The organism is Paenibacillus sp. Negev47, assembly GCF_058313655.1.
This window is the reverse complement of the sequence record NZ_CM177754.1, coordinates 3,126,119-3,148,502: the sequence shown is the minus strand read 5'-3', so window position 1 is coordinate 3,148,502 and position 22,384 is coordinate 3,126,119. Positions and strand designations below refer to the sequence as shown.

The window sequence follows — 22,384 nt, the reverse complement described above, 5'->3', positions numbered from 1 at the left end:
GTACAAGCAGCAAGCTTGATTCTGGTTCAGACCAGCTGTCTTCCGCCGAACCGATAGCCATTGTGGGCATTAGCGCCAAGTTTCCAATGGCCGATAACGCGGAGCAATTTTGGCACAATCTGCTTAATGGCAAAGACTGCATTTCGGAGATTCCAGAGGAACGTTGGCGCTGGCAGGATTTTATGGGAGATCCGCTTAGAGAGAAAGGCAAAACCAACGTAAAACATGCGGGATTTATGAGCGGAATCAGTGAGTTCGATCCACTGTTTTTTGGCATTTCGCCCAAGGAAGCCATTCACATGGACCCGCAACAGCGCTTGCTGATGATGCATGTGTGGAAAGTAATTGAAGATGCAGGTTATGCACCGTCAGACCTGTCAGGGTCGGCCATGGGACTGTTCATTGGCACAGGCAACAGCGGATATAATGTCATGCTGGCCCAGTCGAATGAAGCGGTCGAGGCATACTCCGTCACAGCCACCGTTCCTTCGGTCGGCCCTAATCGGATGAGCTACACACTGAACATACACGGTCCTAGCCAGCCTGTCGAAACATCCTGCTCCAGCTCCCTGGTCGCCATTCATCGGGCCGTTCAAGCCATTCGAAATGGGGATTGCGAGACGGCTGTAGCCGGGGGTGTAAATACGATCCTGTCCGTGGATGCTCATATCAGTCTGACCAAAGCGGGCATGCTTAGCGCGGACGGGCGCTGCAAAACCTTTTCAAGCGAGGCAAGCGGTTACGGCCGTGGCGAAGGGGTTGGAATGATTTTTCTGAAGAAATTGAGTGATGCTCAGCGCGACCATGACCACATATACGGCTTGATCCGCGGTAGCGGGGAAAACCACGGTGGAAAGGCAGGCTCACTTACTGCTCCCAACCCTAAGGCACAAACAGCGCTGCTGAATTCTGTGTATGCTCGGGCGGGAATTGATCCTTCCACCATAAATTATATTGAAGCGCATGGCACAGGCACACCGCTTGGTGATCCAATCGAGATCAATGCGCTCAAGACAGCATTTCAGGAGACAAGAGCAGACTTGTCGCCCACAGGGCATTCTTCCAATCCAGGCCAGTCAACCGCATACTGTGGGATCGGCTCTGTCAAAACAAATATCGGTCATCTGGAGCTTGCTTCTGGCATTGCTGGAATAATTAAGGTGTTATTGCAGATGAAACACCGCAAGCTTGTTCCAAGCCTGCATGCAGAGCAGCTCAGCCCGTATATCCAGCTTGAGTTCAGCCCGTTCTACATTGTCAGGCAGACGCAGGAATGGGAGAGACTCAAAGACGGCAATGGCAGCGAAATCCCTCGTAGGGCAGGAGTAAGCTCTTTTGGTTTTGGGGGTTCCAATGCCCACGTTATTCTGGAGGAATATATACCACCACCACAGCATGAAGAGTTGACCGTTTCTGAATCCAAGTTGGCTCCTGTTGCAATCGTGCTATCGGCCAAAAGCAAGGAGCGGCTAAGGGAACAGATGATCCAGCTGTCGGCTGCCCTGCTCCGCAATGAGGAGGAGGATACTTCTCAACATCTGCACCGCATTGCCTGTACACTTCAGACAGGAAGACAAGCGATGGAATACCGTGCAGGCTTCGTAGCCACATCGATTACAGAGCTAAAATCCTTGCTGGACGACTATGTTCAGGAAGCGCACCTGTGGACGGATTCGGATGATCCCGTACATGCGCAGCGTTCATCAGAATCTGCGAAAGGTCACAAGCTCCATATTGGCTCCATTGCTGCTCACAGACGGACGGCAGCACTGTTCAGAGAGGATGAAGAACTCGGCGAAGCGCTGCAAAAATGGATTATACGTCGCAAATACCATAAATTGCTTGAACTGTGGGTGCAGGGTGTAGCGATCCAGTGGGAGCTGTTATATACAGAGGATCGTCCTGAGCGGATATCCCTTCCAACCTATCCGTTTGTACGCGATAAATACTGGGTTGGAGTGAAAAGTTCTGGTATAGAAGAGTCCTTCGAAGCAAGTAACGAAGAAATTGAAACTATACCCGTTGCCAAAGCTGAGGCTATCGGATCAACAGCCCCGAATCCTTCGGTTGATAGTGAGGTCAGAAACATTATTGCAACTCTGCTGGGAATACCACCAGACGACATGGACGAGCATCGTTCGCTGGAAGATTACGGAATGGACTCTGTACTGGCGCTTCAGCTTCTTCATCATCTCCAAGCTCGGATTTCCTCTAATATTGGTATGGAAGATCTGAATAAATGTCATACCTTGCAGGACGTCATCAGCGTTTCCCTGAACCCAACGCATCCAGAAGATCAGAGGAAACTGGTACCGGACACTCTCTGATTAGTACCAAGTCGAATAAAGTTCCAGCAAGAAAGTTTCGGCGAGTAAATGCATGTAATCATACTTGCCAATATAAAAAGCGATAAAAAGGAGCGGATCACCATGTGGATTGGATTTTTGTTAATTATAATCTCACTCATTCGTATACCATCGGTTATTATTGCCATGCGTAACGAGAAAAAGATCGTTGCAGGAGGCGGCACAGAGTACGGCAACCTGAACAGCAAAGTGCTATTTGTGCTGCAAAACCTGATTTATCTGAGCTGCATTGTATACGCCTTTATTTACGATGTGCAGTTTAATGCGTTGACCGTGATTGGTCTTGTCGTGTATGTATTTGCCCTTTGCTGTCTCATCTATGTTATTCGCAAACTCAGCCCTTTCTGGACCTACAAGCTATACATTGCAAGAGACCACAAACTGGTGCAAAGCTCGCTGTTCCGGCTGGTCCGCCATCCCAATTATTACCTGAACATCATTCCCGAGCTTATCGGTTTTGCACTGATTTCTCAAGCCTGGCCTGTATTTGTGCCTTTGTTTATCCTTCATCTCATTACACTGTTCAACCGGATTAATCTGGAGGAAAAAGTGATGAAACAAACGTTCACTCAGTACTAGGAATTGGTTGTAACCTTACGGCAGCTGCTGGCTCTTTCCAATGTCTGTTTGGACCAAACGGGCTGCATCCCCTCTGCACATCTGGATATAAAGGAGAGCGATTAGCATGAATATCAAGGAAAGAAGCAGTTTCCCCGATTTGAACTTGGTTACAGGCTTTAAGACCAACGCGGAGAAATATGAGCCATTTGCATGGTACAAAAAAATGCGACAAGAAGATCCGGTTCATTATAACGAAGCAGAGGATGTCTGGAGTGTATTCAAATACGAGGATGTAAAACGGGTTGCTGAGGATAAGGAATACTTCTCCAACAAGGTACTTGCTCCACCGATTATTCAGGATACGATCATTTTTCAGGATCAGCCCAAGCATACCATCAGCCGCGCGCTGTTAGCCAAAGCATTCACACCTAAAGCGATGTCCTCCTGGGCGTCCAGAATTGATATGATTGTCCAGGAGCTGATGGAATCGATTGAAGGACGGATCGAAATAGATATGGTGCAGGATTTTGCCTCCCCGCTGCCGATGATTGTTATTTCCGAGTTGCTTGGTGTTCCTACAAGCGACCGTGAGCAGTTCCGGGACTGGGCAAACACACTAACTCTGGCTCCCCAGGAGAATACGCCCGAAGAATATATGCGCATTTATCAGCTGCAGGCTCAGGCGAGTGCACAGCTTGTAGCCTATTTTCAGGACATCATTGAACTGAAACGCCGTAATCCAGCCGATGATATCATATCCGACCTGACACAGGCGGAGGAAGATGGGGAAAAGCTGTCTTCCGAGTCGCTGATTGCAAGCTGTGTCATGCTGCTTATCGCAGGAAATGAAACCACCACCAGTCTCATCACCAACGCCATCTACACATTCAATGACTATCAGCTGGTTAAGGAACTGGCGCAGCATCCGCAAATGATCCCATCGGCTGTCGAGGAGATGTTACGTTACCGCTCTCCGTTGCAGCGCGCGATTCGCAAAGTGCTCAAACGCACAGAGATTGGCGGCAAAATACTGGAGCCCGGCGACTATGTTGTCAATTGGATCGGTTCGGCGAACCGGGATGAGGACATATTTGAAGAGGGCGATAAGTTCATTCTTGGCAGAAAGAATAACCCCCATTTGGCTCTGGGTAAAGGCATCCATTTTTGCATGGGCTCCCATCTGGCCAGAATGGAAGCCAAAGCGGCGCTGACAGCGATGCTGACTACCTATCCGGGGCTTCAAGTGCATCCCCAATATGAGGTCGACGTCAACCCCAGCAATGTATACGGGCTGAAAAATTTATCCGTTCTGCTTCAAGGCTGATCAATCTGTTAGGTGAAAAGACGAAAAAAGTGTCTGGGGTGAACCATGACCTTAGGCACTTTTTATTTACTTAATTGTAATTTATTATAATATTACATAATGAATGGGTTTGAATTTGTCCATAAAAAAGGTCATGGGAGGATCTATGAACTGGTACAGCTTTTTTGTACAGAGTGGAAGAGAAGAAGAAATTAAACTTTTTATGGATCGATTTTATGCGCTACAGCACTTAAGTTGTCTAGTACCCAAACGAATGATTCCGGAACGAAAACAGGGAAAGACTCGTCATTGCACCAAAGTATTGTTCCCAGGTTATATTTTTATCCGAACCGGACAGATTCACGATTTATATTACAACATCAAAGAAACGCCGTATATTTTGTATATGGTCAATGGCGGCATTCATAAGCATGATCAGGCTGCCAATTTTTTCACTCCGATTCCCAAGGAACAGATGGACTGGCTCATCCAGCTATGCGGTGTCAACGGAACAATGGGATACTCGGATATCATTCTCGGCGGGAACCAAATCAAAGTAACATCCGGACCACTCCTCGGCAAAGAAGCGATGATACGGAAAATTGATAAACGTAAGTCAAGGGCCAAAATTGAGGTGCAGTTGCTGAACGAGGTCAAATTGATCGATGTCGGCATCAATGTCTTACTTGCTTGAAATAACTAAATGAGCATTGGTTGGAGATTGCAGGGACGAGGAGTAAGGAAATTAGTGTCCCTTCTTGGAATGATAAACAAGATATCCAATGCTGGTTATGAGCAATAATCCAACATACAAGCATAAGATGTGTAGAATAAAAAGTTGAGGCATTTGTAAAAAGAGTATATTTTTGAAACCGTTGATCTGATACATGATCAACGGTTTTTTTGATTTATTGTCGAGGGACAAGAAGTAGGATAAAGAGAATACGAGGATAATTACCTAAATGTAACCGTAACCAATCGCCATTCAGTAGGTAACTTAAACAGAAGAAAGCGGTTCAAAATTTATATTGAAACGTTTCCAATTCGATGATATGATGATTTTCATAAAAGAGATTAAGTGGGGGGTTAAATGTCAAGTATTAAAGATGTAGCCACCTTAGCTGGTGTAGCTGTGGGGACTGTGTCCCGAGTCATTAACAATTCAGGCTCTGTTAAACCCTCAACACGCAGAAAAGTTGAGAAGGCCATACAAGAGTTGAATTATATCCCTAATGAGATTGCACGAAATTTCAAAATGCGGAAGTCCAAGATGGTAGCCCTATTGCTCCCAAGTATCTGGCATCCCTTTTTTTCTGAACTGGCTTATTACATCGAAGATGAGTTGGACAGGGAAGGTTTTAAGCTTATGCTGTGCAACAGCGGCGGCAAACCTGAAAAGGAATTGTATTATCTGGATATGCTTCAACAAAATAAAGTGGCAGGTATTGTCGGCATTACGTACAACGATATCGAAAATTTCGTAAGCAATGACATTCCGATTGTCAGTATCGACAGGCACTTCAACAAGAAAATCACATGCGTTACTTCGGACAATTATGAAGGTGGACGTCTGGCGTTAAGGGAACTTGTCAAAGCGGGAGCCCAAAAACCGGCTTTTCTGGGAAGTGTCACATCCGTTTTCAGTGAAACTATGAATCGGAGAGAAGGTTTTATTCATGAAGCCAAAGCAATGGGAGTCGACTATGTTATATACGAAAAGCCAGACCCGGTTGTAGATGATGATGCCTATTTTGGCGAGTTTCTAAAAGATCATCGGGATGTGGACGGCATTTTTGCCATTACCGATATGTTCGCCGCCAAATATATTGAAAGGGCAGGCAGGCAGGGCATTCGCGTTCCGGAGGATGTAAAGGTCATCGGATATGACGGCATTCAGGATCATACTTATTTCCATCCGATATTGTCAACGATCAGACAACCTGTAGAGGAGATGGCTCGTACGACGATCAGACTGCTCTACAAAAAGATCGATGGCGAAACATTAGACAGGGAAGTTTATCGTCTTCCGGTCATATTTAGACAAGGCGAAACGACTTGATTATTCCCTCGAAATAAATAATATACCCTTTAATTATTACTAGAAAAACATCAGCTGTTACGGCTGCTTCACCGGTGAAATTACCGGATGACGTTTTTCTTATACTAAATTGGAAACGTTTCATTTTTTTTGGAAACGTTTCAAAAACAAAATACATTCTATGAAGAAAGGGAGTATGAGGATGAATTCAAGAGATTTCGGGGGAAATCAACCCCTGATCAAAGAAAATCGTAAAACTTGGAGTCGAGTCAAACGCGACTATGAACTGTATTTGTTCCTTCTACCGATCATTCTGGTTTATCTCCTGTTCAAGTACTATCCGATGTACGGAGTACAAATTGCATTTAAGGATTTTTCACCGAGCCAGGGAATTTGGGGCAGTGAATGGGTGGGGTTCCGGCATTTTGTTGATTTTTTCAATTCTTATAACTTTTGGGCGATCATAGAAAACACGCTAACACTTAGTTTTTTATCGCTTGTGTTCAGCTTCCCTGCCCCAATTATTATCGCAATCATGCTGAATCAGATGTTGGGCAAGCGATACAAGAAATTTATCCAGACGGTCATTTATGCACCCCACTTTATTTCTACTGTTGTCCTCGTCGGTATGCTCCATGTTTTTTTATCGCCAAACAGCGGGATCGTGAACCACATTATTACCTGGTTCGGAGGAGAACCCATTCTATTCATGGCTGACGAGGGATGGTTTCGTCCTTTGTACATTTTGTCAGGGATATGGCAAGAGACTGGTTTTGCCACGATTATTTACCTGGCTGCCCTTGCCGGGGTTAATCCCGAACTGCATGAAGCCGCGATTGTGGATGGAGCAAGTAAATGGAAGCGTGTATGGTACGTTGACATTCCGTCCATCTTGCCGACCATCGTTATCCTGCTAATTCTCGCACTCGGGAACGTCATGAGCATTGGTTTCGAGAAAGCATTTCTTATGCAAAGCGATCTGAACTATGCCACCTCGAATATTATTCCAACCTATGTATATGAATTGGGGATTCAGAAGGCGCAGTACAGCTTTTCTACCGCGGTCGGACTGTTTAACTCTGTCATCAATATCATCCTGATTGTCATCGTCAATCGGATCGCCAAAAAATTAACGGAAACCAGTTTGTGGTAGGAGGGATTCACTTTGAACCAATTTTTGAAGAGAAAAACCAGAGGGGACGCATGGTTTGACGCTATCAACTATTTTTCTTTGACCGTAGTTATGCTGATTGTTTTATTTCCGCTGTATTTTGTACTGATTGCTTCATTCAGTGATCCCAATCTGATTTATTCGGGGGAAGTATGGCTATTTCCAAAGGGCTTCACGCTCGATGGCTATGAACGAATATTCAGTGACTCTTCCATATGGATCGGATATGCCAACTCTTTGTTGTACGCGGGTTTAGGAACCTTGATCGGAGTAGGTGTTACCGTATTTGCAGCTTATCCGTTAGCTCGTAAGAATCTGGTTGGAAGATCGGCCATCATGTGGTTTTTACTGATCACCATGTTTTTTAGTGGCGGGTTGATCCCTACGTATTTGTTAATCAAGGATCTTCATATGCTAAACACGATTTGGGCACTTGTGATCCCCGGTGCTGGCGGCATCATGAATGTTATTATTGTAAGGACTTTTTTTCAGTCCTCCATCCCCGATGAAATGTGGGAAGCCGCTTCGATCGACGGTTGTTCAAATACCAGATTCTTTTGGAGTATTGTATTGCCTTTATCCAAGTCAATATTAGCCGTCATGGTGCTGTATCATGTCGTCGGGTTCTGGAATGGTTTCTTTGACGCTTTGATCTATTTAAACGACGAAAATAAATATCCGCTACAACTGGTGCTTCGCAATATTCTCGTCCAGAATCAGGTAAACTCCGGCATGATGGTAGATGTGGAATCCTATGCGGCGAAGATGCGCGTAACGGAACTGATCAAATACGGTGTCATCATGGTATCCAGTCTGCCGCTGCTGATTTTGTATCCTTTCCTGCAGAAATACTTTGTCAAAGGCGTAATGATCGGCTCGATCAAGGGATGATATTGTCATGGTACTTGAAAGGGGGGATGTGCAGCAGTTTCGATACATCAATACAGAGGTAGGTCAAAGAAAGGTATCTAGCTTGTGCAATGATCTAAAGGGAGGTTATGTACGATGAAATCTGTATTCAAAAGAGCGGGAATTCTTATACTGGCCGGAGCGTTTGCGCTGAGTGGATGTTCAGGAGGCGGTGGTGGCTCCAAGAATCAGTCGGAAAATTCCAATCAGGCTGCTAGTTTCAACAAAACGGGGCTGCCGATTGTTGATGAACCGATAACGTTAAGGATGGTATCCCCCAAAGCTGCATTGGCGCCCGAGTACTCGCAAATGGAAATTTTCATGCGGTTGGAATCGAAAACCAACATTAAGATCGAATGGGAGAACATTCCGGATACCGATTTTACAGAGAAGAAAAATTTGCTGCTGGCCAGTGGAAATTTGCCTGACGCTTTTTATGGAGCCGGATTCTCGGATTACGAGCTGATCAATTACGGTAAAGACGGAACCATCCTTCCGCTGGAGGATTTAATCGATGAATATGCGCCTAATTTGAAAGCGCTCTTAAATCGTCGACCTGACCTTAAATCAGCGATCACAGCACCGGACGGGCATATTTACGGGCTGCCTTCATGGGAAGAGAACAACCTTGGAACAAACCCATTCTTTCACGTCATCAATAAAAAATGGCTCGACAAACTGGGCCTAAAAATGCCGCAAACATTGGATGAATACACGGAAGCATTGGTTGCCTTTAAGACACAGGATCCAAATGGTAACGGCAAAGCCGATGAAATTCCGTTAAGCTTTATGCACATGCAGTGGTGTATGGATATTGCTGGCATATTCGGAGCTTTCGGACTTCCGGATAATATGGAACATCGGGTCGTGCGCGACGGAAAAGTGATCTTTACCGCTACGCAACCTGAATATAAGGAAGCATTGAACTATTTTCATGAAAAATGGTATAAGCAGGGCCTGATTGACCCTGAATCGTTCACCCAGGATGCCGCTCAGTATCTGGCCAAAGGGAAAACGACAATCGAAACGCTTGGCTCCTACATCTGGTGGGAAGCCGATGAGGTTGTCGGATCGGAGCGAAGCAAGGATTATGCTTTACTATCTCCGCTCAAAGGACCGAACGGGGATCAATTGATCGGTCGCGGTAATGGTGGCGGTCCAGGACGCGGCGCTTTCGTGATTACAAAAGAGAACCAGAATCCGGAAATCACAATGCGTTGGATCGATCAGCAGTATGAACCGTACATGGCTGCTCAAATCCACTGGGGTCCGCTGGATATCGTATTTAAGAAGGACGAGAATGGGAAGTTGGTAAACCTGCCGCTTCCTGAAGGAACTTCCGCAGGCGAATTCCGTCAAAAGGTGGCTCCAGGGGCAGGCGGACCTGGCGTTATTACCATCGAAGACTTGGGGAAAGTAGTTGATTTGGAGCCTAGAGCCCAACAGCGAGTTAAAGATTTGGAGAAATATTACGATCCCTATATGGAAGAGGAAAACTATCCGAGTATCTTCTTTGAGCCGGAGGAACTGGACAAAATCAATAGAATTGAGCCCGAATTGATTAAATATGTAAATACCCAACGAGGAAAATTCATTGTTGATGGCGGCGTGAATGAACAGTGGGACAGCTATTTGAAGAACCTGGAGAAGATGGGATTGAACGAATTGATGGAGATCTATCAAAATGGGCTGGATCGTTATAACGCAAATTTAAACAAATAAATAATCAAACGTTGGGTGGGGAGAATCTGTGCTTGATGTAATAGCCGACGAGGGAGTATTGATAGACTTATAAGTTGCTGACTTTGCCAATGCTGGCGGTGCGTTATTAACAATACGGAAAGGGGCTCTTCAGTCTATGCCGACAACAGATGAAATTAATAAGAGATTGCAGTTAAATAAACAGCATGTGGATGATGGATCTAGACCAGGATTTCATTTTTCGCCTCCATCTCATTGGATGAACGATCCGAACGGATTAGTCTATTACGAGGGAGAATATCATCTTTTTTATCAACATCATCCCTATGGCAATACATGGGGGCCAATGCACTGGGGTCATGCCGTAAGTCGAGATCTGATTCATTGGCAGCATGAACCTGTCGCTCTATTCCCGGACGAACATGGAGCTATTTTTTCCGGATGCTGTGTGGTTGACTTTAACAACAGCAGTGGATTTTTCGAAGGTGCTCATGGATTGGTTGCAATCTTTACCCATGCGGATACATGTCCAGAGACCGAACAGCCGCGCCAGCGGCAAAGCTTGGCTTACAGCAGAGATAATGGAAGGACCTGGAACAAATACAAGGGGAATCCGGTGCTTGCCGAACCTGCTCTGGCAGACTTTCGGGATCCGAAGGTGTTCTGGCATTCGCAAAGTGAGCGGTGGGTCATGACGATTGTCGCGGGAGATCATGTTCGGTTTTATGGATCGAAAAACTTGCGTGAATGGTCACTAACAGGGGAGTTCGGTCATGAGGAAGGCTCGCATGATGGCGTTTGGGAATGCCCGGATCTCTTTGAATTGTCAATCGATAACAGTGGGCGTTCCAAATGGGTACTTGTCATTAGCATTGGGGATAACCCCTCCTGTCCGGAAGGATCACGCACGCAATATTTTATTGGAGAGTTTGACGGAAATACCTTCATCAACGGCAACCCTGCCGATCATATCATGTGGCTGGATCACGGTCGGGACAACTATGCAGGGGTCACCTGGTCGGATATGCATGAACTAGACGGACGTCGCGTGATCATTGGCTGGATGAACAACTGGAAATATGCCAACGAGACGCCTACGGAAGACTGGAGAGGCGCGATGACGCTGCCTCGTTTCTTGTCCTTAACCAATCGGGATGAGGGTATCGTGTTAACCCAAATGCCTGTCCAGGAAATAGAGCAGCTTCGAATAGAATCGATAAGCTGGTCTGATACCACGGTTACTCCAGAGGTTCCGATTAGGCTAAAGACAAAGGATGATCTCCTGGAGATCGAAGCGGATATCGATATTAGATCTTCGGGAGAGGTTCGTATCCAAATGCAATCGTCCGAGCAGAGTGAGACCATCATAGGATATGATCCTGGGCGTCAATGGCTATTCATCGACCGATCCAAATCGGGCATAACGGACTTCCATCCTTCGTTTGCATGTCAGCATGGAGTCAGGTTAGTTCCGGAAAACGGGAAAATTAAGCTACATATCTGGCTGGATCGCAATTCGGTTGAAGTGTATGCGAATGAAGGCCTGGTTGTGCTGACGGATCAAATTTTTCCGGATGCCCCGATGGATCAAATTTCAATAAGTACGGAATCAGGGCAGTTTATACTGAATTCGCTGTATATCCATACACTTCAGTCCATCCATATTTCCAATAACAACACAGGAAAGATATCGAGGAGGGATGAATCGTGAACCAAATACCCGACAATCAGGGTTTGATTATGTCTTGGGCTTTCGATGAAGGAACCGGAGCCAGCACGATGGAGAGCGTCTCCGAAGATCGGGATGATATTCAGTACGTATTTAATCAAGCGGAGTTTACCGAACCGTGCGATCCGCAGTGGAGACAGGGAGTTTTGGGAAGCGGCCTCCTGTTCGACGGTTACTCGACTAGCATTGCTCATTCATTCAAAAAAGAGGGAGATTTTAACCGCGAGCCGGAATACCGATCGGCGCTAAGTATCGGAGTATGGGTAGCGCCACGCTCCTATGAATGGGGAGATGAGGGCAAGTTGTCCGCCATTGTGAATCGCTACAACATGGATCGCAAGCAGGGTTATCTGTTTGGCATGTTTCGTCACGGCACCTGGTCCTTCCAAGTCGGTCTGGAAGGGGGGAGATGGAAGGAAGTTTGGTCGTCGGACGGCCATGAACTGCCTAAGAATGAGTGGTCTTACGTGAGTGCCGTGTTCGATGGGGACCAAGGGGAAATGAAGCTGTATTTGAATGGCAATGAAATCGCTTCGGCCGTCTTGCCTCGTGGTTCCCGCTTGGCCGAGGCAGTGGACGAGGATCTGCTCATCGGCAAAAATAATCACGGCAGCCTGCTGGCGGGAGTATTCAGCCTGCACATGTTTAGCGGTATTATCGATGAGCTCAAGATTTATAATCGGCCTCTGAGCGCGGACGAGGTGGCCGCTTCCTATCGGTATGTGCTGGACACCGCCCATGGAGGAAGCCATCCGCAATTAACGTATGATGAGATCAAACTGGATCGGACGCCTCTGCTGCAGGATCGGCACAGACCACAATATCATGTCAGCCCGCTGGCCCATTGGATGAATGAACCCCACGCGCCGATCTATTTTGATGGACAATATCATTTATTTTATCAGCACAACCCGCTCGGACCGTTCTTTCATCAGATCCACTGGGGACATTGGGTAAGCAAGGACCTGGTACATTGGCGGGATCTTCCCGTGGCCCTAGCACCCGAAAAAGATCATCTCGCACCGGACGGGATTTGGTCGGGAAGCGCGACCTATGATGCAGAAGGCCTGCCTGTCTTGTTCTTTACGGCGGGCAATGACAGTGCTTCGCCGAATCAGAGCGTGGCGCTTGCCCGAAGCACCTATTCCCGGGATAAGGACCCGGAACTGGTTCAATGGGTCAAACATCCGGAGCCGTTGATTGTACAGAAGAAGGGCATGGGCGTATTCGGAGATTTCCGAGATCCCTTCGTGTGGAAGGATGATGAAGGTTGGTTTGCCTTGGTCGGGTCCGGGATCGAAGGTGAAGGTGGAGCAGCGCTGGCATTTTCGTCGCAGGATATGCTGAATTGGACGTACAAAGGGCCATTATTTAAAGCAGAGATTCAGAAGTTCCCTTATCTTGGACCGATCTGGGAGCTGCCCGTGCTTCTTCCACTTGGCAGCGATAAACAGGGAGTGAACAAGCATCTTTTACTGGTCAGCCCTGTGGGACAAGGAGCGGATGTCGAGGTATTCTACTGGATTGGACAGCTCGATAAACAAAATCTTTCGTTTATTCCAGATCAAGAGGAGCCGGAACTGATTGATGTCGGTGATTTCCATTTTACCGGCCCGAGCGGCATGGTGGATCCGAAGACCGGCAGAAAGATCATATTTACAATAGCCCAAGGCGACCGGACGTCTGAGCTTGAATATCAATCGGGCTGGGCTCATAACGGCGGCTTGCCTCTCAGTGTGTATTTGCGGGATGACGGACGGCTGGGAATCGAGCCGATTCAAGAGCTTCAATCCTTGCGTGGTGCCAAGCGGCTAGCGCTCCAGGACAAATCATTGGCTGAGGCTAATGAACTGCTTCTGGATGTTCAAGGCGATATGCTTGAGATTCAAGTGGAACTGGAGCCGGGCAGTGCCAGCCAACTCGGAATCAAAGTCCGGTGTACGCCGGATGGAGAAGAAGAAACGCTGCTATTTTATGATCTAAATGAAGCTAAGCTCTTGGTTGATCGGACAAAAACGACGCTGCACCCGGGAGAAAGGTGTAACGGGGTTCAGGGAGGTCAGCTGGAGCTGCTGGGGGAGAATCTGAAGCTGCACATCTATTTGGACCGCTCCATGGTCGAAGCGTATGCTAACGGATTGAAAAGTCTGACGACCCGGGTGTATCCGAGCCGTAAGGATGCTCTGGGACTTGAGATCTGGGGCGATGGGGAACCGCTGGTTAAGTCCATGGAAATATGGGATATGCAATCCATATGGTAACGTGAGCGCCTAGGCGCTCCTTACTTACCATATGGGTAATGTAACTAACATTTTAGGCCACTTAGCACCCATCGGAATGGAAACGCTTCATTCTCTTGCTTTATGACAACTATGCATCCTTGTATACGGAGAGCCATTTCAAATTACGTATGAATGTTTGCATGAATAAGAAATGAAGAAGGAGGCTCGTAGATGAGAGAAGCCAAAAGAAACAAAGTATGGATCTCCAAAATGGTTATAGGGGTGATGGTTCTTCAGCTTGCAGCTCCCGGAATCTCGGCCGCAGCCGAATCCATGGCTGATGTTGAGGAAGCACTCAGTCTACAGGTGAACATGGGATTGTCGGTTACGGATTCGGTCTATCATATCCCCAAGGCTGACGAGGGGTTGTCAGTTACGGATACAGTCTATCAAATCCAAAATCCAAGCTTCGAAACTGGGGATATATCAGGCTGGACGGTTGTCAGAGGTCAAGCGTTCGGTCAGGACAGCGTATCGAATGAAACAACCTGGTGGGCGGAACAAATCCCATACAATCAGGAAGGTACCTATCATCTAAACGGCTGGAAGCATGACGAGGCTGCGACCGGCGTGCTTCGTTCCAGCACCTTCGAGCTGGGCGGCAGCGGCTGGATCAGCTTCAAGCTTGGCGGTGCCAAAAATCCAAACAAGGCATATGTAAATATCGTGGAATCCCAGACGGGGCAGGTCATTGCCCGGTATGGCAATAGCGCCTTCGCTGACGTTGGCTTCCCGAATCCCGACCAGGGCTTGCGGCTTGCCAATATGGAGCAATATAAGGCGGATCTTTCCGAATATTTGGGCAAAAAGTTGTACGTGGAGATCGTCGATAATGCAACCACGGACTGGGGCGTGATATTTGCGGACGCATTCTTCATGTATCATGAATCCGAGCCTGCTGAAGGAATTATCGCCACGGATATCAAGCCGGATTTCAAACGCTATCAAATTGAGAATCCCAGCTTTGAAACCGGGAACTTAACAGGCTGGAGGGTTGTAGAAGGAGAAGCGTTTGGTCCGAACAGCGTGTCGGACGAAACCACCTATTGGGTTGAACAAATCCCGTATAACCAGGAAGGCACATATCATTTAAACGGATTGAAGTATAACGAGACTGCGACAGGTAAGCTTCGTTCCAGCACCTTCGAGCTGGGCGGAACAGGCTGGATTACCTTCAGACTGGGCGGAGGCAAGCATACGGATCAAGTGTATGTGAACGTCATCAATGCGGACACAGGTGAACTGATTTCCAGGTACGGCAACACCGAATTTAACGAGTCCGGCTTCCCGTATCCGGCACAGGGCCTGAGACTCGCGAATATGGAGCAATATAAAGCCGATCTCTCCAAGTATATCGGGAAGAAGCTGTATGTGGAGATCGTCGATAATGGGCACGCGGATTGGGGAGTAATCTTTGCGGACGCCTTCCACACTTTCAATGAACTCGTGCCGGAAGAAGGAGTCATGGCAGAAAACATTATCCCGATCGAACTCACAAACCGCAGTTTTGAAACCGGGAATTTGGATGGATGGACAGCGGAAGGTAATGCTTTTCAAGTGACCCAAGAACCTCAAGCCGGTAAAGAAGGGAACTTCTTTGCCAAGTCCTCTGCGGAAGGACAGGGCTCCATTACCTCCAATACTTTCACCCTTCAGGGAACCGGAAGTATTACATTTACTATTTTGAGCATCGACAATTCGGAGGACGCCTACGTCGCACTTTATGATGCGGATACGAATGCGTTGCTTGAAAAGACCGGGGATGTCAGTGCGAACGAGAAAATTACCTGGGGAATACAGGAACACTATAATAAGAAGCTCTATGTCAAGGTTGTCGATCAATCCAACCAAGCCAGTATTGCGGTTGACGCTTTTCAAGCTCATGGTTTGGGGACCATTTTCTATATGAGTCTTGATGAAGGCGCAGGAAAGAAGGCGCTTGAGGAAGTAAGCAATCTGGAGCACGATGTGAACTATGTATTTAACAACGCCAGATACATGGACTCGAAAGATCCAAGATGGACTCCGCGCGGAGTAAAAGGCGGTGCACTATTGTTCGATGGATACTCGAATGATATCGAGGTCCATGCAAAGGATGCCGTTCCTGTAAGCGACGCGTTGACGCTTGAAACTTGGGTCGCGCCGCGCAGCTACGAATGGGGCGACGGAAACAAGCTGTCTGCTATCGTGAATCAGTCCGATCAGGATAAAGCTGAAGGTTTCGCGCTTGGTATGTACCGGCATGGTACATGGTCGATGCAGGTCGGGATCGGCGGCCAGTGGATTCAAGTATGGGTAAAGGATCACCCGCTCGAAAAATACAAGTGGAATTATGTAGCCGCTACCTTCGACAAGGAAGAAGGAATGATTAAGTTGTATCTAAACGGTCAGGAAGTGGCTTCTAAAGCGACCCCTGTCAACGTTCCGATCACACCTTCTACGGAAAACCTGATTATCGGGAAAAACAATAGACCTGTAGAGTTTGCGGGATTGTTCTCCTACAATATGTTCAGCGGACTCATCGATGAAGTGAAGCTGCAGAACAAAGCGCTTACGGGTCAGGAGATCCTTGCGGAGTATGAGACTGTAAAGACGCTTCACGGCGGCACGGTTCCGGAAATTCCAAATGGTGATATTGATGAGGACCCTAGTGTATTCGACGGTGATCAGCACCGTCCGCAGTACCATGCGATGCCTCCGCAAAACTGGATGAATGAAGCGCATGCACCGATTTATTATAACGGCAAGTACCATTTATTTTATCAGCATAACCCGCAGGGGCCATTCTGGCATCAAATCCACTGGGGACATTGGGTTAGTGACGATATGGTTCACTGGGAAAATGTGAGGCCTGCTCTTGCGCCCGAAGCGGGCACCCTTGATCCGGACGGCGCATGGTCAGGCAGTGCAGCGTATGATCGAGACGGAAATCCTGTTCTCTTTTATACCGCCGGCAATGACTCCCTGTCCCCTAACCAAAGAACAGGGCTGGCGACTCCGGCTGATTTGTCCGACTCCAATTTAGAGCAATGGGTGAAATATCCCGAACCGGTAACGGAGCAGAACGGGAATGGCATCCATAACGAGTTTCGGGACCCATTTGTATGGTACGACGAAGAAGTAGATAAGTGGTATCAGTTAGTGACGTCCGGCCTTCAGGACTTCAGCAGCGGCACAGCTTTGGTGTATGTGTCCGACGATATGTACAATTGGGAGTATAAGGGGCCTTTATACGTTAGTGACAGAAGCCAGTATCCGGAGCTCGGTACGGTATGGGAACTGCCGGTATTGTTGCCGTTAGGCAAGGACAGTACAGGCAAGCAAAAGTATATTTTCATGGTTAATCCCCATGAGAAACCGGAGCAAGTGCCTCCAGCAAACGATGTGCAAAGAGATGTTGAGGTTTTTTACTGGATTGGAACCTGGGACCGGGATCACTTCAAATTTATACCTGATCAAGATGCACCCTCCAAATTGGATGTGGGCGATGGCTATTTAACCGCAGAGAGCGGTATGGTCACACCTGACGGAAGAACGGTCGTTTACTCCATGGTGCAGAATGTAAGAACACCGCAAGCTGAATACCAATCCGGATGGGCGCATAATTTGGCATTGCCAGTTTCACTGAGTCTGGATGAAGATGATCGATTGCGCATTGAGCCCATTCAAGAATTGCAGAGTCTCCGGGGAGAAAAGGTGGTTGATTTCGCGGACAAAAATTTGGCTGCCGCCAATCAGTTGATCCAAAATGTCAAGGGTGACATGCTGGAGATTGTGATGGAAATTGATCCGGGCGAAGCCCAGAAATTCGGTCTCAAACTGCGGCGCTCCGATAATGGCCAAGAGGAAACGCTGATTTACTATGACAAGACGAACGGGACCTTTAATGTGGATCGGACCAAGAGCAGCATTGATCCGGATGTGCGCGTGGACGGTATTCAAGGAGAGTACGTAGATCTTGACGGAGAGAACCTGAAGCTGCATATCTTCCTCGATCGCTCGGTTGTTGAAGCCTTTGCCAATTACAAGAAAAAGCTGACAACCCGAGTCTATGTAGGCAGATACGACTCCTTGGGCTTGCAGGTCTGGGGCGACAACGATATAACGGTCAAGTCGATGGAAGTATGGAATATGAATGCCTTGACGGGTGAACCGGCTGCTCCGGTCGATGTGCCTGACAACTGGGACAAATCCGTATACACCGATATTACGGACCTGCCTAACCATGATTTTGCCACAGGCGACTTAACAGGCTGGATTACGGAAGGAGACGCGTTCCAGAATGTCCATGTGACCGATGCCCAGTTTTTCTGGGACACGATTTATTTCAATCCGTCACATAAAATTCCCGGAGGCTATCATTTGTGGAGCTTCAATGAGGAAGCCGGCGGTGACAGTTTAACGGGAACGCTTAAATCACAGAACTTCATCCTTGGCGGGAACGGTAAACTCAACTTCCTGGTCAGCGGCGGGCGTGATATCGATAAACTGTATGTTGCGCTGGTCCGGGCGTCGGACGGCAAAGAGCTATTTAAAGAGACTGCCACCAATTATGAGGAGTATCAACGGAAAATTTGGGATGCGTCGCAGTATATCGGCGAGGAGCTTTATATTAAGGTGGTTGACCAATCCACAGGCGGCTTTGGACATATTAACGTCGATGACTTCAATGTACCAGTTAAGGTGAATAACCCGACTACTCCAAAATACCTCGACAAATCCAATCGATCCAGTCGGTCCTACCAGCCCTCCGAATAACTCTGTGGTCACCGCAAACAAACCGAGCAGCCAGAGCAGCTTGCCATTCGAAATGGAGAAGGAAGTACAGCAGGTAAGATAGAAGGGAGTATACAGCATGACTCAAGCCAAGCAGCAATCTTATTCATATAAGGACCTTGTGAGAAGACTGTATGACTTTGAATCGCTGGCGGTACCGCCGCAGGCCGGTGAGAAATCAGGGTGCTTCTCAAGCTTTGACCGAAGCTCTTTTTATAATACCGAGACCGGATTATACGAGAATTGGGGAGCCAATGATGACGGAGGAGGCTTCATTCGTAAGGAAGGGGACAGCATCGTCGCTATGGAACTGGACGGTCCTGGCGTGATCTGGAGATTCTGGTCTGCGCTTCCGGAGGATGGACATATCCGGATTTATATTGATCATGCCGATACCCCTGTGATCAATCAACCCTTCCGGGATTATTTTGAAAAATTCAACCGGGAAGGGCCCCCGGCCAATTTTCCGAATCTGTCGCCTACATTATCCCGCGGAAGAAACAGCTTCATTCCGATTCCCTTTCAAAAACATTGCAAGGTGCTGTTGGATAAAGGTTGGGGTGCTTATTATCACATCACTTATACTTCGTTCCCTTCCGAAGTCAAACTGCCGTCCTTTGATGGTAGCATCGACAAGGAGTCAGCTATTGCACTGGCCGAAGCGGATCGGGTATTACAGCAAAGAGGAATCGATTCTTTCTTGAATACGGAAGGGTCTTCCCTCGAGAACGTTACGGTATCCGTACCAGCAGGGGGCAAGGCGGTGCTTTTTGATAAAAAAGGGGCCGGTGCTATCTCCATGATCCGGATCAGGACTGACCTTGGACGAAAGAGCGAGGAACAGCAGCGGATCTTGGTTAGGCAATTGGCCATCTCAATGAAATGGGACAATGAAGTAGATCCCTCCGTATGGGCTCCACTGGGTGATTTTTTTGGAAGCGCTCCCGGCATCAAGCCGTACCGCTCTCTGCCTCTAGGTATGAATGAACATGAAATGTACAGTTACTGGTATATGCCGTTCTCGGAAGGCGCCAGGATCGAAATTGAAAATGATGGAACGCAGCCGTGTGAGATATCAGCTGATATCCGTTATTTTCCCTTAACAGCATCTCATACTGACGATCTCCTGCGTTTTCATGCGAAATGGCACCGGGACGATTATCTGGATCTGGACATGGAGCGCTTCAAAGAAGGAGGGGATCGCTGGCCGGATTGGCCTCTGCTGCTGACGAAAGGCCGGGGAAGGTTCTGCGGCGTTCACCTTCACGTGTACAATACCTGGGAGAAACCCGATGAGGAAGCCGAAACCTGGTGGTATGGGCGTTGGGATCGAAAAACGATTGATTGGTGGTGGGGAGAAGGGGACGAGAAATTTTTCGTGGATGGCGAATCCTTTCCGTCCACTTTCGGAACGGGCAGCGAGGACTATATCGGCTATGCCTGGGCGGCTGAGCCTCCCTTCCCGATGTTTGACAGTGCTTTCGCCAGTCAGCCGTTTATCGAATTGGATGCGAACGGACATACCTCGGTTAGCCGATTTCATATTTGTGATAACATTCCCTTCATGAACTCCTTCGAGGGATTTATTGAGAAATATAAAGAGAATCAATGGGGCCCAAATAACCAATGTTTGTATGCCTCCACGGTTTATTGGTATCAGGAGCGGTGCACAAGCGATGATTATAGGCCTGTTTCGGTCAATGACCGCTTAGTTACTTTAAACACCAGGAGGGATAAAAGATGAAGGAATTTTTCTATCGGCCGGATAACGCATGGGTAGGAGACGTTATTCCATATTATGAAGACGGGGAGTTTAAGCTGTTCTATCTGCACGGATGGAGAGATAACTACCGGGAGGGCCTGGATCACGGCTGGTATCTTATCGGAACGAAGGATTTTGTGAATTATCGGGAAGAAGGAGCTTGCAAGATCGAAGGCGGCACCGGTCACGTTCTGAAAGTGGACGACATCTACCATATGTTCTATTGCATATTTCCTGGAGGCAAGCAGTGGGTATGTCATGCGATAAGTAGAGACTTCAAGACATGGGAGGCGATCCCTGAGGATACCTTTACCGCTGACGACCGCATATATGAGCTATCCGATTGGCGTGATCCCTTCGTATTCTGGAATGAAGAGGAAGGCCAGTACTGGATGTTGCTTGCAGCGATGGCAAAAGGGCCAACTAATCGAAAGGGATGCACCGCGCTGCTATCATCCAAGGATCTTAAAGCTTGGGAGTACCGCGAGCCCCTGTACTCGCCAAATCTGCACGTGGGGGCTCACGAATGTCCCGATTTGTTTCGGATCGGGGATTGGTGGTATTTGATCTACTCCTCTTATACCGGACGATTTGCGACTTTTTACCGGATGAGCCGTTCCCTGGAAGGCCCTTGGATTACTCCAAAGGAAGATACCTTCGACGGTCGTGCCTACTATGCCGCCAAATCCGTTTCAGACGGTGAGAAGCGCTATCTGTTTGGATGGAATCCGACGAAGAATGACGATTTATTCGGCTGGAATCCGCCGAAGTCCCTTGGCAAGGATTACGACACTTGGGACTGGGGCGGGAATCTGATTGTGCATGAAATCGTTCAACGGGCGGATGGCACCCTTGGCGGAAAAGTACCGGAAACAGTTGATGCCGCTTTTGCCAAAACGCTGCCTGTTCAATTCAATAGTATTATTGGAGAGTGGGAGTTCGCAGACGGATCGATCTCTTGCGAGTCACCGTATAGGTTTGCCGGTTGTACAACTCCGGAAGATTTACCCGATCAATGTAAAATATCGGCTATTGTCTCATTCTCTGAACAAACTCAAGGTGTTGGGTTCATGCTCCGGACAAAAGACACTCTAGATGCGGCCTATTATGTCACGCTGGAACCACAGCGGAACCGCATTAGCTTTCGGGGGGCGATTATGCAGTCGGAAGAGGGGGGGAAGACGTTCCCTTATGAGGTTGAGCTGGAACGCCCCGTTCAGCTTGTTCCTAATCGTTCTTATGAAATCAAAGTGTATATTGACGGATCGATATGCGAAATTTACGTGGACGATGAAATTGCGATGAGTGCCAGAATGTATGATATTCTTCAAGGGAAGCTAGGCTTGTTCGTCAGTCAAGGCAGTGCTCAACTCAGCAATGTGAAAATTGCGATCAGAGAATAATATAACTCTCTGAATGTTTCGTTTGAATAGACAAGAGTTACAGTTCGATTATGGCGACGAATTGTGGTTTTGCACAGCCGCGGTTCGCCCCCACCATATTAATCCACAACCGTAAGAGGTTGTGGATTTTTTACATTTTCAAAGTAAAAGCTCCACATGCTCATTGAAGCATGGAAGGAGCTGCCGTAAACCTGCTTCTGTGACGCTTGCATTTTGCTTTATTGCTGAGTGCGATCACGATTGTCACAGTGGCAGGTGACGCACACCATGGGGGAAGTCCAACTCCTACATGATAAGGACCTGCTTATTGAAAGGATCCTTAAATAGTAATGGTGTTTTAAGTTTACATTGTATTGTTTTAGTACTCTTTGAATAATAATTTC

13 protein-coding genes and 1 pseudogene are annotated in these 22,384 nt (G+C 47.6%); all 14 read left to right on the top strand.

The annotated features are described in order from the left end of the window. Positions 1–8: 8 nt before the first annotated feature. Positions 9–1,649, top strand: a pseudogene (locus tag AC4G47_RS14360) (type I polyketide synthase); the annotation flags it as partial. Between the two features lie 204 nt (positions 1,650–1,853). Continuing rightward, on the top strand, positions 1,854–2,327 hold the full coding sequence (locus AC4G47_RS14355) for an acyl carrier protein (protein WP_491106708.1): 474 nt from the start codon (positions 1,854–1,856) through the stop codon (positions 2,325–2,327). Positions 2,328–2,429: 102 nt separating this feature from the next. Next, entirely contained in the window at positions 2,430–2,945 is a 516-nt protein-coding gene (locus tag AC4G47_RS14350; protein ID WP_458122607.1) for an isoprenylcysteine carboxylmethyltransferase family protein, read from the top strand. A gap of 106 nt (positions 2,946–3,051) precedes the next feature. Next, entirely contained in the window at positions 3,052–4,251 is a 1,200-nt protein-coding gene (locus AC4G47_RS14345; protein ID WP_491106474.1) for a cytochrome P450, read from the top strand. A gap of 145 nt (positions 4,252–4,396) precedes the next feature. Further along, positions 4,397–4,924: an antiterminator LoaP gene (loaP, locus tag AC4G47_RS14340; protein WP_458122609.1), complete on the top strand. Its 528-nt coding sequence runs from the start codon at positions 4,397–4,399 to the stop codon at positions 4,922–4,924. Between the two features lie 396 nt (positions 4,925–5,320). Further along, complete coding sequence (locus tag AC4G47_RS14335; protein WP_491106473.1) at positions 5,321–6,289, top strand: LacI family DNA-binding transcriptional regulator; 969 nt, start codon at positions 5,321–5,323, stop codon at positions 6,287–6,289. Positions 6,290–6,470: 181 nt separating this feature from the next. After that, entirely contained in the window at positions 6,471–7,421 is a 951-nt protein-coding gene (locus AC4G47_RS14330) for an ABC transporter permease (RefSeq protein ID WP_491106472.1), read from the top strand. Between the two features lie 12 nt (positions 7,422–7,433). After that, positions 7,434–8,330 (top strand): carbohydrate ABC transporter permease, encoded by an 897-nt coding sequence (locus AC4G47_RS14325; protein WP_145325332.1) that lies wholly within the window; start codon positions 7,434–7,436, stop codon positions 8,328–8,330. A 114-nt stretch (positions 8,331–8,444) separates the two neighbouring features. Continuing rightward, positions 8,445–10,070: an ABC transporter substrate-binding protein gene (locus AC4G47_RS14320; protein ID WP_491106471.1), complete on the top strand. Its 1,626-nt coding sequence runs from the start codon at positions 8,445–8,447 to the stop codon at positions 10,068–10,070. A 136-nt stretch (positions 10,071–10,206) separates the two neighbouring features. Beyond that, on the top strand, positions 10,207–11,760 hold the full coding sequence (locus tag AC4G47_RS14315) for a glycoside hydrolase family 32 protein (RefSeq protein WP_491106470.1): 1,554 nt from the start codon (positions 10,207–10,209) through the stop codon (positions 11,758–11,760). Between the two features lie 29 nt (positions 11,761–11,789). Further along, a complete protein-coding gene (locus AC4G47_RS14310) occupies positions 11,790–14,039 on the top strand; it encodes a GH32 C-terminal domain-containing protein (protein ID WP_491106707.1) in 2,250 nt (749 codons plus the stop codon). Positions 14,040–14,231: 192 nt separating this feature from the next. After that, a complete protein-coding gene (locus tag AC4G47_RS14305; RefSeq protein WP_491106469.1) occupies positions 14,232–18,818 on the top strand; it encodes a GH32 C-terminal domain-containing protein in 4,587 nt (1,528 codons plus the stop codon). A gap of 97 nt (positions 18,819–18,915) precedes the next feature. After that, positions 18,916–20,580 (top strand): glycoside hydrolase family 172 protein, encoded by a 1,665-nt coding sequence (locus tag AC4G47_RS14300; protein ID WP_491106468.1) that lies wholly within the window; start codon positions 18,916–18,918, stop codon positions 20,578–20,580. Next, the gene (locus tag AC4G47_RS14295) at positions 20,577–22,001 is read left to right on the top strand and encodes a family 43 glycosylhydrolase (protein WP_491106467.1); all 1,425 of its coding nucleotides are present in this window, start codon (positions 20,577–20,579) and stop codon (positions 21,999–22,001) included. Before AC4G47_RS14300 ends, AC4G47_RS14295 begins: the two co-directional genes overlap by 4 nt. Positions 22,002–22,384: the final 383 nt, after the last annotated feature.

What these genes read in the sequence shown, in the direction of transcription:
- AC4G47_RS14350 (WP_458122607.1), top strand. Translation starts at nt 2,430, where the DNA reads ATGTGGATTGGATTTTTGTTAATTATAATCTCACTCATTCGTATACCA.
- AC4G47_RS14345 (WP_491106474.1), top strand. Translation starts at nt 3,052, where the DNA reads ATGAATATCAAGGAAAGAAGCAGTTTCCCCGATTTGAACTTGGTTACA.
- loaP (WP_458122609.1), top strand. Translation starts at nt 4,397, where the DNA reads ATGAACTGGTACAGCTTTTTTGTACAGAGTGGAAGAGAAGAAGAAATT.
- AC4G47_RS14335 (WP_491106473.1), top strand. Translation starts at nt 5,321, where the DNA reads ATGTCAAGTATTAAAGATGTAGCCACCTTAGCTGGTGTAGCTGTGGGG.
- AC4G47_RS14330 (WP_491106472.1), top strand. Translation starts at nt 6,471, where the DNA reads ATGAATTCAAGAGATTTCGGGGGAAATCAACCCCTGATCAAAGAAAAT.
- AC4G47_RS14320 (WP_491106471.1), top strand. Translation starts at nt 8,445, where the DNA reads ATGAAATCTGTATTCAAAAGAGCGGGAATTCTTATACTGGCCGGAGCG.
- AC4G47_RS14315 (WP_491106470.1), top strand. Translation starts at nt 10,207, where the DNA reads ATGCCGACAACAGATGAAATTAATAAGAGATTGCAGTTAAATAAACAG.
- AC4G47_RS14310 (WP_491106707.1), top strand. Translation starts at nt 11,790, where the DNA reads ATGTCTTGGGCTTTCGATGAAGGAACCGGAGCCAGCACGATGGAGAGC.
- AC4G47_RS14305 (WP_491106469.1), top strand. Translation starts at nt 14,232, where the DNA reads ATGAGAGAAGCCAAAAGAAACAAAGTATGGATCTCCAAAATGGTTATA.
- AC4G47_RS14300 (WP_491106468.1), top strand. Translation starts at nt 18,916, where the DNA reads ATGACTCAAGCCAAGCAGCAATCTTATTCATATAAGGACCTTGTGAGA.
- AC4G47_RS14295 (WP_491106467.1), top strand. Translation starts at nt 20,577, where the DNA reads ATGAAGGAATTTTTCTATCGGCCGGATAACGCATGGGTAGGAGACGTT.